We start from the raw sequence: 13,621 nt of genomic DNA, 5'->3' as shown, positions 1-13,621 counted from the left end.
TTTGGCGAAAGGTCTGGAAAGGACCGGCTGATTTTGATGTCTTGGAGAAACGTCCTCCGAACGCTTGGCCTGCGTGTTCCCTTATTCCTTGGGCCTGTTGTCGACGACCCGCTTTGCCTTGCCGGCGGAACGTTCCACTTTGCCGGGCTCGGCAACATCGATCCTTGCGGATACGCCGACCACGCTCTTGATGTGATGCGAGAGTTCCTTTGCCGATGCCTGACGTGCGTCACTTGTTGCTGCTGTCGGCAGGGCTTCGACGTGCACCGTCATGACGTCCAGGCGGTCGGACCGGGAAAGCTCTATCTGGAAATGCGGCGACAAGCCTTCGCATTTCAGGATCTGTTCTTCGATCTGGGTCGGGAATACATTGACGCCGCGCAGAATGATCATGTCGTCAGATCGGCCGGTGATCTTTTCCATTCGCCGCATGGACCGGGCCGTACCGGGCAGGAGCCTGGTCAGGTCGCGCGTGCGGTAGCGGACCATTGGCAGGCCTTCCTTGGTAAGCGTGGTGAAGACCAGCTCTCCAATTTCACCGTCCGGCAGAACGTCGCCGGTCACCGGATCAATGATTTCCGGGTAGAAGTGGTCTTCCCAGATGTGGAGACCGTCCTTCGTCTCAACGCATTCGTTGGCAACGCCTGGTCCAAGCACTTCCGACAAGCCGTAGATGTCGACGGCATGCATGTCGAACGCGTCTTCGATTTCCTTGCGCATTGCGTTGGTCCAGGGCTCCGCGCCGAAGATCCCCGTCGCAAGCGACGTTTCCCGAGGATCGATGCCTTGCCGCCGGAATTCATCCAGAATGGACAGGAGATAGGACGGCGTTACCATGATGATGCGCGGTTTGAAGTCCTGGATAAGTGTCACCTGGCGTTCCGTCATGCCACCGGAGACCGGAACGACCGTGCAGCCTAGTTTTTCTGCGCCGTAGTGGGCGCCCAGTCCACCGGTAAAGAGACCGTAGCCATAAGCAACATGGATGATGTCACCCGGTCGGCCGCCAGAGGCTCGAATGGAGCGAGCGACGAGACCGGCCCACATGTCGATGTCGTTGGCTGTGTAGCCTACCACCGTTGGTTTGCCGGTCGTGCCCGAGGAGGCGTGTACGCGTACGATCTTGTCGCGCGGGACAGCGAACAAACCGAACGGATAATTGTCCCGGAGATCGCTCTTGGTCGTAAACGGAAATTTCGACAGGTCCGAGAGGGTCTTCAGGTCGGAAGGGTGTACGCCTTTCTCGTCGAAGCGTTGCTTGAATAGCGGAACGTTTTCATACGAATGGGTGAGGGACCATTGCAGTCTCTTCAGCTGCAGGGCCGACAATTCGTCCCGGCTGGCTGTTTCTATAGGCTCAAGATCTCCCGGTCGCGGAGCCAGATTTTCCATATTTTCCTCCCTTGAGCAGCCCGCCGGGCCGCTCGCCGTCATTCCGGCAAGATTGTACCTTTGGTCGTTCTGGAATTGCCGCGGAATTCGGCAATGACAGTGCCATTCTGGTTGGCCACCGTCACGTCGTAGAGGCCGGATCGGCCGGTACGCGATTTCTCGATGGCCGTAGCCGTCAAGCGGTCTCCGAGATGGGCCGGTGCCAGAAACGTGATGTCGCAATGCTGGGCAACCGTAACCTGGTTGTATGTGTTGCAGGCAAAAGCGAAGGCACTGTCGGCGAGCGTGAAGATATAGCCGCCGTGGCAAATGCCGTGGCCGTTGGTCATGGCTTTCGTAACCGTCATCGCCATCGTCGAATGTCCGGCACGTACATCTTCAAGTTTCATGTCCAGGTGCTGTGTCGCCGTATCCTGCGACCACATGCGGTCGGCGCAGGCGCGCGCAAATTCATCCGGTGTCATTCTGTGCCTCATTCAAGCGCCGGTAAATCGGGCGGACCGCTTTTCAAGGAAAGCGGTGACGCCCTCCCGATAATCATTCGTGCGCCCTGCCTGGCGTTGGCTATCGCGCTCGGCGTCCAGTTGCCGATAGAGCGACTGGTCTGCTGCCGATTGGATCAGTTCCTTGGTAAGCGCAAGGCCGGTGGTTGCCCCCGCCGCCAGCTGCGTTGCCAGCGTTCCGGCCTCCGTCATGAGGTCCGTATCCGGAACTGCCTTCCAGATGAGGCCCCAGGAGGCGGCTGTCTCGGCCCCCAACGGTTCGCCCGTCATGGCGAGTGCCTTCGCACGGGCTTCTCCAATCAGGCGTGGCAGCAACCATGTGCCGCCCGAATCGGGCACCAGGCCGATCTTTGAAAAAGCCTGGATGAAGCGGGCAGACTGGGCGGCGAGGACGATATCGCAGGCAAGCGCTACATTGGCGCCTGCACCTGCGGCAACGCCGTTGACCGCACAAATGACAGGCTTTCTGAGAGCCCTGATTTGCCGAACCAGGGGATTGTAAAGTGTCTCGAGTGTTACGCCGAGATCAGGTGCCTCGCCACCTCCGCGCATGTCGCGATCGGAAAGGTCCTGACCAGCGCTGAAAGCGCGGCCGGCTCCGGTCAGCAGCACAGCCCTGATTGAGCTGTCCTCCGTCGCGGTGGTCAAATGCTTGCGAAGCGCATGATGCATGGCTTCGTTGAAGGCATTGAGCCGGTCCGGTCTGTTGAGTGTTAGAAAAAGACAGCCATCCCGCTGTTCAGCGAGCACAGTATCACGGTCTGTCATGCGCCCCTCCCAAAGCATCACACCTTTTGCATGAAAATCGATAATGTTGTGACATTAATGCACGACGAACCGTTCTGGTCAAAGGCAGAATGCAGTTTTCCGGTACGCCAAATCACTTTGGTCGGTTCGCCACTGGCAACACGTCCGGTTTTCAACTCTTGTGAGAAAAGGCGCTTAAAATATGGTCAGCCCGATTCAGCTGATATTTACTTTAATCGTCAATAGTTAGCCCAGTTTCGGCCAGCGCTAGGGCAACATGTTTATCCGTAAAACCACCGCTGACAATTTTTCGTTGGACATTCCTCTGGAACTCGAGGAAGGCCCGCCGCCAGTCGCGTACCGGCGCGTTCTGCAGGTTTTATCGCTGACTGCGGCGGCTTTTCTGGCGTGGGCAGCGATCGGTCAGGTACGTGAAGTCGCCAGTGCGACAGGGGAAATTGTTCCGGCAGGCAAGGTGCAGACTGTCGGACACCTGGAAGGTGGCATCGTTGCAGAAGTGTTGGTTCAGGAAGGCCAACTGGTTGAAATAGGCACCCCCATCGTTCGGTTGCAGGAAACCGCGGCGTCGAGTGATCTCGAGAAGGTCCAGACTCGCTTGAAGTTTCTGGCGACCGAAGAGCAGCGGCTCGGAAATCCGGGTCTTGGCAGTGCCGCCAATGGTCTGAGACTAGGCGCCGATGCAGGCTTCAGCGAAGCGCAACAGGCTGCCTATGACGCGCAACGCCTGGCACTGGAAAAAGAACAGCAGGCCTTGAAGGCGAGGGTGAGCGAAAAGCAGGCGGAGCTAGCCAGTATTCTGGAACGGATAGCCCTGCAGGAAACCCAGATCGAGATCCAGCAGGAACAGTACAAGATCCAGGAAAACCTCTTCGAACAGGGTTACACATCCAAGAGACGCTTTCTGGAAGCCAAGTCGTCTCTTCAGAATGCCCAGAGCCTTTTGAGCGAACTGAACGGTATGAGCGGCAGCGTTCGAGCACAGTTGACGGAGGCAACTGCCAGCCTGGAACGTTCGATTGCCGTAGCCGAAGAGGAGCAGGCCGTAGAACGCAGCCGGGTTGCGCAGGAGCGCAGCGAGCTGACTTTCGAAGCCGATAAACAGAAAGACCGGTACGACCGACTGTTCGTGCGAGCTCCTGTCAGCGGGCACATCAAGGCGCTTTATCTCAAAGGACCGGGCAGTGTACTGGCGCCTGGCGATGTGGTTGCCGAAGTTGTGCCGAGCGATAGCGATCTTGTTGCCGAGGTTCGTGTTTCACCGCGCGATATCGGCCATGTGGATGTCGGTGACGAAGCAGAAATCGCCGTTACGACCTTCGACCCGAATATCGAAGGTACCTTGAAGGGGGAAGTTTCCGTCATCTCGGCGTCAAGTTTCAGGGACGAATACGGCAACTACTATTTCAAGGCCATGATCCCGCTGAAAACCAACACGATCGGGCATGGTGCGCGCGCTGAAACAATCTCGCCAGGCATGGTCGTTGACGCAAAGATCGTCACAGGTTCCAAGTCAGTGCTCCAGTACATGTTGAAGCCGGTCACCCGCGCTATCGGAGATCCGCTCAGCGAACGTTGAGCCGGGTCATATCGAGATCCCATTTTCCGAATACTGTCTCTGGCAGATAAATGAAAAGCCCCGCCGTTTCCGGCGGGGCTTTTCGTCAGTCACCGCTGTCCGGTGACATCAGCTACCAGCGGATTTCCTCAACATCGTTGAAGTTGACGCGACTGCCGTCTGCAAAGTCGATGTAGCCGTCGGCATCCTGGGAAAGGTCTAGCCTGCCGCCTTCAAGGTCTGTTGTCTCGATCGAGCCGTTGGTGATCGTCACTGTCCAGTCCGTGCCGTATTCGCCGGCGGCTGTGATCCCAGGCCCACCACCCAGATCGATGACGTCGGTCCAACCGGCCCCCATGCCTGCGTTGATGGTATCGCTGCCGTCGCCCAGGCCGTACATGAACAGGTCGGAACCGTCACCACCACTCAGGTTGTCGTTGCCAAGGCCACCGATGATAACATCATCTCCAGAGCCACCGCTGATGTTGTCTTGCCCGTCGCCACCGAAGATAAGGTCGCGGCCGTCACCTGCCGAAATGTTGTCGTTGCCGGTGCCGCCTTCGATCCTGTCGTTGTTTGAACCGCCTTCGATAACGTCATCACCACCAGCGCCGTCCAGATTGTAGGTGTAGTCGTAGCCTGCACCGCTGCCGGTGTTGCTTTCGTCAGTATCGGTGTAGGTGACGTCGTAATCGCCGGTAACGGCAATTGAGAAGGATTCAGAAGCCTCTGATCCATCCGAGGAAGTGGCGGTGATCGTCAGATCGATCGAATTTTCAATCTCGCTGTCGAAGAACGCATGGTCTGCAATCGTGACATTGCCGTCGGAGTCGATTTCGAAACGGTCGTCGCTCAGAGTGTAAGTGACCGCGTCACCGTTTGGATCGTCTGCGAAGGCCGTTATCCCAACTTGCGTGCCGGCACCATCCAGTTCGTGGATCGTGTTGGCGGACGCGTTGGTATCGGTCACATCACTAATTGGGCGATCGATCAGATGTTCCGATTGGATTTCTCCGTCGGCAAACCTGAAGTTCTCGACGTTGGACACCGTATCGATACCGTCAGGAGCGCCGGAGCGAAGATCGGAAATCGTGTAGCTGCCATCTTCGTTCTGGACGATGTTGTAGTCTTCCCAGTTACCGGAATAGATGGCGGTATCCGTTCCAGTGCCACCGTCGAGGCTGTCGTTGCCAGCACCACCGAAAAGAGTATCGTTGCCTTCGCCACCAAGTATGGTGTCGTTGCCTGCTCCTGCCCAGATGACGTCGTTTCCAGTCCCACCGTCAATCGTCATATCGGTGGTATAAGTGTAGGTGTCGCTGGTCATGTCCAGTATGTCGTCACCGGCGCCCAGATTTACGCTTTCGATGCTGTCAATACGTGGCCCGGAAGCTTCTGAGTGCATGCCTGAAAAAGTGTCGTCCAGGAAAATTGCATCGGAGCTTTCGGTGCCCAGCAGCGTGTCTGTACCGTCTCCACCTTGGAAGACGTCCGAGTTCATTGTGCGACCTGCAATGGAAACAGTTTCGCCAGTAACTGTGTTGACCGCCGAATAGCCGGACCAAGTGCCGTCACCGCCCATCTGGAACGTATCATCTCCCTCGCCACCCTGAAGAAGGTCTGCGCCAGCACCACCTGTCAGCGTATCGTTTCCGGCACCACCCTGCAGCTTGTCGCTTCCAGAAGAGCCGGTGATAACGTCGTTGCCTTCTCCGCCGTCTATATTGCCACCATTGCTATGAGCGGTGATTGAATCGTCGCCCGTGCCACCAGTGACAGAAGTTTCAGCAACGCCGGTATCGGTAAAGGTCACACCGCCATTGGCGAGTTGCAGATTCTCTGCAGCATCGGAAACTGTCAGCGTGAAGCTCTTGTTCGAAGAGGACCCGTCTGTCGACGTCGCAGTCACGGTGATGCTGATTTGCGGTTCGCTCTCGTAGTCAAAGCTGGCGCCGGACGCGACGCGTACCGTTCCGTCCGCATCTACTGTAAAACGACTGTCGTTGACAGTATAGGAAACGGTGTCGGACGCGTTTGCGTCATCTGCAAATGCCTTAATGCCAACGGTTGATCCTGCACTTGCACTTTCGTTGACGGTATTGTTGGCAGCGTCCGTATCCGAAACCGCAGAAATATCTTTCGCGACAAGATCGCCTGCAAGAATGTCGCCATCCGCGAAGCGGAAGTTCTCAACTCCGACGACAGTGTCGGTTCCATCCGGCGAGCTGGAGCGTTTGTCGACTACCGTGTAGGTGCCGTTCGCGTTTTCGGTAACGGTATAGTCGGAACGGTTACCGGAATAGATTGCGGTGTCTGTACCGCTTCCGCCGTCGATATAGTCGTTGCCAGCCCCACCTTCGAGCGTGTCGTTTCCAGCGCCGCCGTACAGCTTGTCGCTGCCTGAGCCGCCCTGAAGGGTATCGTCGTCATTTTCGCCGGACAGGCTATCGTTGCCTGCGCCACCGATCAGTGTGTCGTTCCCGCTGCCGCCAAAGATGGTGTCGTTACCTTCGCCGCCATCCAGGTAGTTGTCACCGGTGTTCGGCTGGGTGCCACGCTCATCATCGATGAAATCGTCGCCCGCACCGCCGTAAACGACGTCGTTGCCTTCGCCGAACATGATGGTGTCATTGCCTGCGCCGCCATAGATCGTGTCGTCGCCCGCACCGCTGTATATGGTGCTGCCGTCGTCATGAGCGGTAATCGTGTCGGCACTGTCGTTGCCGGTGATGGATGTTTCGGCGACGCCGGTGTCGGTGAAGGTCGTTTGACCTTCGGCCATCTGATAGGCTTCGGCGACGTCGGCAACCGAAAGAGCAAAGGTTTCCTGTGACGTGGAGCCGTCAGAAGACGTCGCGGTCACCGTCAGGTTGATGGTCGGTTCGCTCTCGTAGTCGAACGTTGCTCCGGCGGCTACCGTTACCAGGCCATCGTCGCCAACGGTGAACCGGTTATCGGACACCGTATAGGTTACCGTGTCGGTCACATCACTGTCCGTTGCCTGAACAGTAATACCGACTGTGGTGCCTTCTGCGGCATTTTCCGCGAAGCCATTGGCCGTCGCATCGATGTCGGTCACCGCGGATACGGCAACTTCATTGACGTCGGAAACGCCGATCGTGAAGGTTTCTTCCGAGGTTGAGCCATCGGTTGAAGTTGCCGTCACGATGATGTCGATCGACCCTTCGGTTTCCGCATCAAAGCTCGCACCTTCCGCTACCCGAACCACGCCGTTTTCGTCCACGGTGAAGCGGCTGTCGTTGACAGCGTAGGAAACCGTATCCGAGACATCGGCATCGCTTGCCGACGCCGTGATACCAACCTGTGTGCCTGCGGTCGCATCTTCTGCGATTGTGTTTGCCGAGATGTCTGCGTCAGTCACGCTGGAAACGTCGTATTCGTCGACATCAGACACCGCTACGGTAAAGGTTTCTGTTGAAGTCGAGCCGTCAGAAGACGTCGCGGTCACGGTAACGTTGATGGCCCCTTCCGTCTCTGCGTCGAAGCTGGCACCATCGGCAACACGAACCACACCGTTTTCATCGATTGTGAAGCGCGAGTCATCAACGGTGTAAGAAACCGTGTCAGAGGCATCTGCATCTGTTGCAAGGGCCGTGATGCCAACCTGAGTGCCGGCAGTTGCTGCTTCCGAAATCGTGTTTTCAGAGGTGTCCGTATCGGTGACGTTTGAAACGGCGCCCTCGTTGACGTCGGAAACGGCAATCGAGAAGGTCTCCTGCGACGTGGAACCGTCAGAGGAGGTGGCAGTCACGACAATGTCGATGGATCCTTCGGTTTCTGCATCGAAGCTGGCGCCATCGGCAACACGGACGACGCCATTCGCATCGACAGTAAAGCGGCTGTCATCGACGGAATAGCTCACAGACGCGGTGATATCCGCGTCACTCGCGTGTGCTGTAATGCCAACCTGTGTCCCGGCAGATGCGTCTTCGGAAATCTTGTTCGCCGCGGCGTCGGTGTCGGAAACGGCTGAGACGTCGTATTCGTTAACGTCGGACACGGCAATCGTGAATGTCTCTTCGGAAGCCGAGCCATCGGAAGACGTGGCGGTTACAACGATGTCGATGGAACCTTCGGTTTCCGCGTCGAAGCTGGCCCCATCCGCAACCCGGACAACGCCGTTTTCGTCCACGACAAAGCGATCGTCATCTACGGTGTAGGACACAGTATCAGACGTGTTTCCATCTTCAGCGAACGCGGTGACGCCGACAGCCGTTCCTGCAGTAGCGTCTTCCGCAACCGTGTTTGTGCTGCTGTCTTTATCTGTAACGGCAGAAATATCCTGCGCGATCAAATCGCCCGAAAGAACATCGCCATCGGCAAACCGGAAGTTTTCAACATTCACGACGGTGTCGGTACCATCGGGAGAACCTGGACGATTGTCCGTAACGGTGAAGATGCCTTCGTTCTCGGTAATGGTGTAGTCAGCGAAATTGCCGCTGTAGACCGCTGTGTCAGTACCCAGCCCACCGTCGATCATATCGTCGCCGGCACCACCCGTCAGCGTGTCGTCCCCCGGGATAACCGCGGCCGCACTGACAAAATCGGAGGTGAACAGGTCTACTGACGTTCCGCCTGGAGGCGTTACCGTTGCATCGAGAACCTCTTCTCCCTGGTTCTCCCAGACCTTGACGACAATGGTGTAGATCTCACCTGGTTCCAGATCAACGTCCGCCCAGCGGGTGGTCGCTGATTGGTGGTAATCATTGTCGAGATAGTCGGTCTGCGTACCGTTCTGGTTGGTGAACGTCAGTCGGTTGCCATATGCATCGAAGATCTCGATAGTGGATCCATCGTCCGAGCGGGTGGAGAAACGATAGGTGCCGCCATCTGTTGCGGTGAAGTTGGACGTCAGAATGACACCAAAATCTTCAGGGTTATCAGTCGACCCGCGTGCACCCTGGACAATTGTGTCCAGGTCGAACGCATCCGTCGTTCCCTCGTCGATCAGCGTGCCTGAGGAGATATCGACAGTCTGGCCGGCATCGCCACTGAAGTTGTGGTCATAAACCTGGTAGTGCCAGGTGCCGGACACAGGTGCATTTTCACCATAGATCGTGTCATTCCCGGCGCCACCTTCGATCGTGTCGTCACCCGCACCACCTGCAAGAGTATCGGCAGCATTGTTTCCGGAAATCGTGTCGTTGCCATCTGCGCCATCGACGTTGCCACCGTCGGCGTGTGCCACAATGGTATCGTCACCGGAGCCGCCGGTGATGCTGGTTTCAGCGACAGAAACATCGGTGAAGGTCTGGCCGCCGTCTTCGAGCTGATAGTCTTCAGCAACGTCGGTTACTGAAACCGAGAATGCATCCGAAGACGTGGAGCCGTCTGAAGACGTCGCGGTCACCGTCAGAGTGATGTTGGGTTCGCTTTCAAAGTCGAAAGAAGCACCATCTGCAACGCGGACTACGCCGTTTTCGTCCACCGTGAACCGGTTATCGTCTACCGAGTAGGATACCGTGTCAGTGATGTCGCTGTCGGTCGCAAGAACCGTGATACCAACCTGCGTTCCGGCAGCGGCATCTTCGGTAATCGAATTTGCCGCTGCGTCCGTATCAGTTACGGGAGTAATGGCACTTTCATTGATATCGGAAACAGCGATTGTGAAGGTCTCTTTAGAGCTCGATCCATCGCTTGAGGTCGCCGTCACGATAATGGCGATAGAACCTTCGGTTTCTGCATCGAAGCTCGCCCCCTCAGCCACACGGACGACACCGTTGTCATCAACAGTGAAGCGCGTATCGTTCACCGAGTATGAGACAGTATCTGTGACGTCCTTGTCTTCGGCAAATGCGGTCACACCAACCTGGGTACCTGCCACAGCATCTTCCGCTACGGTGTTCGCAGAAGTGTCGGCATCGGTAACAGCTGAAATGTCAAACTCATCAACATCAGACACCGCGATGGTGAAGGTCTCTTCCGAGGTCGAACCGTCGGAGGAGGTCGCCGTGACAGTGATATCGATGGACCCTTCGGTTTCGGCATCGAAGCTTGCGCCGTCAGCAACCCGAACCACGCCGTTCTCATCGATAGTGAATCGTGCGTCGTCGACGGAGTAGGAGACAGTGTCGGTGGCGTCTGCATCTGTTGCCAGGGCCGTCACGCCGACCTGGGTGCCTGCGCTTGCATCTTCTGCAATTGTGTTGTCGGAAGAATCCGTGTCGGTGACAGCGGAGACTGCGCTTTCGTTGACGTCTGAAACGGAAATCGTGAAGGTCTCTTCCGAAGTCGAACCGTCAGTCGAAGTCGCCGTGACGATGATATCGATGGAGCCCTCGGTTTCGGCGTCGAAGCTCGCGCCATCTGCAACCCGAACCACACCTTTTTCGTCCACCGTGAAACGGGCATCGTTGACGGTGTAGGAGACCGTGTCGGTGATGTCCTTGTCTTCGGCGAATGCGGTGACACCAACCTGTGTGCCAGCGACAGCATCTTCTGCAATGGAATTGGCAGATGCGTCTGTGTCGGTCACGGCGGTGACGTCATACTCATCAACGTCAGAAACGGAGATCGTGAAGGTCTCTTCCGAAGTTGATCCATCGGTGGAGGTCGCCGTCACGATGATATCGATGGAGCCTTCAGTTTCGGCATCGAAGCTCGCACCATCCGCAACCCGAACCACACCATGGTCGTCAACGGTGAAACGGGTGTCGTTGATCGAATAAGAAACCGTGTCGGTGGCGTCTGCATCAGTTGCCAGAGCGGTCACGCCAACCTGCGTACCAGCGCTCGCATCTTCGGCGATGGTGTTGGCCGAGGAATCCGTGTCGGTGACAGCGGAAACGGCGCTTTCGTTGACGTCGGAAACCGCAATCGTGAAGGTTTCTTCAGAGGTCGAACCGTCGGTCGAGGTCGCCGTCACGATGATGTCGATGGACCCTTCAGTTTCCGCGTCGAAGCTCGCGCCGTCTGCAACCCGAACCACGCCGGTTTTGTCAACGGAGAAACGGGCGTCGTTCACGGAATAGGAGACGGTGTCCGTCACATCTTTGTCTTCGGCAAATGCAGTGACGCCCACCTGCGTACCAGCCGCAGCATCTTCCGCGATGGTGTTGGCGGAAGTGTCTGTGTCGGTCACCGCGGTGATGTCATACTCATCAACGTCTGACGCCGAGATCGTGAAGGTCTCTTCCGAAGTCGATCCATCGGTAGAGGTAGCGGTCACGGTGATGTCGATGGACCCTTCGGTCTCCGCGTCGAAGCTTGCGCCGGCGGCAACCCGAACGACACCGTTCTCATCAACCGTGAAGCGGGCATCATCAACCGAATAAGAAACCGTGTCGGTGATGTCCTTGTCTTCGGCGAATGCAGTGACGCCCACCTGCGTGCCAGCTGCAGCATCTTCTGCAATTGTATTGGCAGATGTATCTGTGTCGGTTACGGCGGTGACATCATATTCATCGACGTCAGACACCGATATCGTAAAGGTCTCTTCCGAGGTCGAACCGTCGGTAGAGGTCGCCGTGACAGTGATGTCAATGGACCCTTCGGTTTCGGCATCGAAGCTAGCACCGTCAGCAACCCGAACCACGCCGTTCTCATCGATAGTGAAACGTGCGTCGTCGACGGAGTAGGAAACAGTGTCTGTGGCATCTGCATCAGTCGCCAGTGCAGTTACGCCAACCTGGGTGCCCGCGCTCGCATCTTCCGCGATGGTGTTGGCCGAAGAATCCGTATCGGTAACAGCGGTGACGTCATACTCATCGACGTCAGATACCGCGATCGTGAATGTCTCTTGCGAGGTCGAACCGTCGGTAGAGGTTGCTGTCACGATGACATCGATGGACCCTTCGGTTTCGGCATCGAAGCTCGCGCCATCCGCAACTCGAACGACGCCATTCTCATCAACCGTGAAACGGGGATCATCGACGGTGTAGGAGACGGTGTCCGTTACGTCTTTGTCTTCGGCGAATGCGGTGACGCCCACCTGCGTACCAGCTGCAGCATCTTCCGCGATGGTGTTGGCGGAAGTGTCTGTGTCCTGAACTGCGGACGTAGCGTATTCGTTTTCGTCTTCGACCTTCAATGTGAAGCTTTGCGTGGACTGCGAGCCGTCGGTGGAGGTGGCGGTCACAGTGAAGGAGACAGTCGCTTCGGTTTCAGCGTCAAACACGGCGTCTTCGGCAATGCTGACCACACCCTGGTCATCGATGACGAAGCGCGGGTCGTCTATGGAGTAGGAGACACTGTCGCTCACGTCCCGGTCGGTCGCCACAACAGTGATGCCAGCCTGACTGCCGCCGTCTACACCTTCGGAAATTGTGTTCGCAACAGCGCCGACCGTGCTGATCGGGCTGACGTCGTATTCGTTCACGTCACGGATATTGATCGTGAAGGTTTCTGTCTGCGTCGCTCCGTCGGATCCGGTGGCAAGCACGATGATCTGGTGACTTCCAGCCGTTTCGGCATCGAGCGAACCTGCTACCGTAACGATGCCCGTCTCGGGATCAATGGAGAACAGACCACCCGCATCGTCCAGGAGGCTGTAGGTTACGCTGGCCCCTTCTGCGGCGGTTGCGCTTGCCCGAATGCCGGTTGCAGATCCGACTGCTGAATTTTCGTCAACGGCGTTTTCAGTTGCATCGATATCGGTGACCGCAGACAAATCGGAAGCGACGATGCCCGCAGCACGGTCGTCGTTGCCGTCATCGAAACCTGCGCCTGACTGCACCTGGCCATTCTGGCTACTGAAGGTGCCGTCGCCCGGGTTGGTTGCGGAGCCATTCGAATAGGTCTGGTTCGATCCATCATCCAGAGCAGAAGCTATGCTTGCGGACGTGCCGCCGCCCAACGGCAAATCGTCGCTGTTCGACCCTGAAAAGTCCTGTGTGCCGGTTGAATTGTCGGAAGATTGCTCAGCGTATGCATTGACTGCATCGCTGTTTTCAAGCGCAGAAAGCTCCGTGCCATCATCCTCAAACCCGATACCTTGCGCGCCGGACGATGGGTCTTCCTGTTCGACGTATCGTTGTTCTTCCTCGTCGCTTCCAAGGTGCAGGTTGGCGTTGACCTGTTCCATGGATTCGCCCATGTCCTGGTCGAGATGATAGTCGTGCGCCTTGTCGAGATGCTCATCTCGATTATCGAGAAGCCCCGAATGCAGGATGCTATCGGAATTCAGGGTCGTCCTGGTTTCCGTAGTGTTACCCTCTGACGAGGTGTTTTCCTGGGTGTCTCGATTCTGAGTGTCGCTTGCCATTTCGGTCGCACGTCCGCACAATTTCCGATAATGCCAATGAACGTCGGCATCCTTAACAAAGCGCAAAATTCCTCTTGGAATCTGAAGTTTAGTTCTAATAAAATTCGGGAAACACGGCGTAGGGTAAACGCTTTTTAAACCCGATCAGCACAGTTTGAGCGAGTAGCTACACGACTCTGG

Annotated in this window: 5 protein-coding genes; 1 reads left to right on the top strand and 4 read right to left on the bottom strand. The window is 56.8% G+C overall.

Features of this window, described 5'->3' with window-relative positions; translation table 11 throughout:
• Positions 1–81: 81 nt before the first annotated feature.
• The 3 genes from paaK to paaG are packed head-to-tail and all read right to left on the bottom strand — an operon-like array spanning position 82 to position 2,663.
• Positions 82–1,392: a phenylacetate--CoA ligase PaaK gene (paaK, locus tag ACP90_RS14995; RefSeq protein WP_062491659.1), complete on the bottom strand. Its 1,311-nt coding sequence runs from the start codon at positions 1,390–1,392 to the stop codon at positions 82–84.
• Between the two features lie 38 nt (positions 1,393–1,430).
• On the bottom strand, positions 1,431–1,856 hold the full coding sequence (paaI, locus tag ACP90_RS14990; protein WP_088665236.1) for a hydroxyphenylacetyl-CoA thioesterase PaaI: 426 nt from the start codon (positions 1,854–1,856) through the stop codon (positions 1,431–1,433).
• A gap of 12 nt (positions 1,857–1,868) precedes the next feature.
• Positions 1,869–2,663 carry a 2-(1,2-epoxy-1,2-dihydrophenyl)acetyl-CoA isomerase PaaG gene (paaG, locus tag ACP90_RS14985; RefSeq protein WP_062488793.1) on the bottom strand — a complete coding sequence of 265 codons (795 nt, stop codon included), beginning with the start codon at positions 2,661–2,663 and terminating at the stop codon, positions 1,869–1,871.
• A 256-nt stretch (positions 2,664–2,919) separates the two neighbouring features.
• On the opposite strand from paaG, the gene ACP90_RS14980 reads away from it, so the two are divergent.
• Positions 2,920–4,239, top strand: coding sequence for an HlyD family type I secretion periplasmic adaptor subunit (locus tag ACP90_RS14980; RefSeq protein ID WP_062488792.1), 1,320 nt, complete (start codon positions 2,920–2,922; stop codon positions 4,237–4,239).
• A gap of 112 nt (positions 4,240–4,351) precedes the next feature.
• On the opposite strand, the gene ACP90_RS28650 is transcribed toward ACP90_RS14980, so the two are convergent.
• Positions 4,352–13,441, bottom strand: a complete 9,090-nt coding sequence (locus ACP90_RS28650) for a cadherin domain-containing protein (RefSeq protein ID WP_062488791.1) — start codon at positions 13,439–13,441, stop codon at positions 4,352–4,354.
• Positions 13,442–13,621: the final 180 nt, after the last annotated feature.

The sequence above is a fragment of the Labrenzia sp. CP4 genome, from assembly GCF_001579905.1.
Classification (GTDB): Bacteria; Pseudomonadota; Alphaproteobacteria; order Rhizobiales; family Stappiaceae; genus Roseibium; species Roseibium algicola.
Note: the sequence above shows the minus strand (reverse complement) of the source record. Positions and strands in the feature narration are given on the sequence as shown.

Coding starts and splice junctions, on each gene's coding strand:
- paaK (WP_062491659.1), bottom strand. CDS start 1,392: ATGGAAAATCTGGCTCCGCGACCGGGAGATCTTGAGCCTATAGAAACA.
- ACP90_RS14980 (WP_062488792.1), top strand. CDS start 2,920: ATGTTTATCCGTAAAACCACCGCTGACAATTTTTCGTTGGACATTCCT.
- paaI (WP_088665236.1), bottom strand. CDS start 1,856: ATGACACCGGATGAATTTGCGCGCGCCTGCGCCGACCGCATGTGGTCG.
- ACP90_RS28650 (WP_062488791.1), bottom strand. CDS start 13,441: ATGGCAAGCGACACTCAGAATCGAGACACCCAGGAAAACACCTCGTCA.
- paaG (WP_062488793.1), bottom strand. CDS start 2,663: ATGACAGACCGTGATACTGTGCTCGCTGAACAGCGGGATGGCTGTCTT.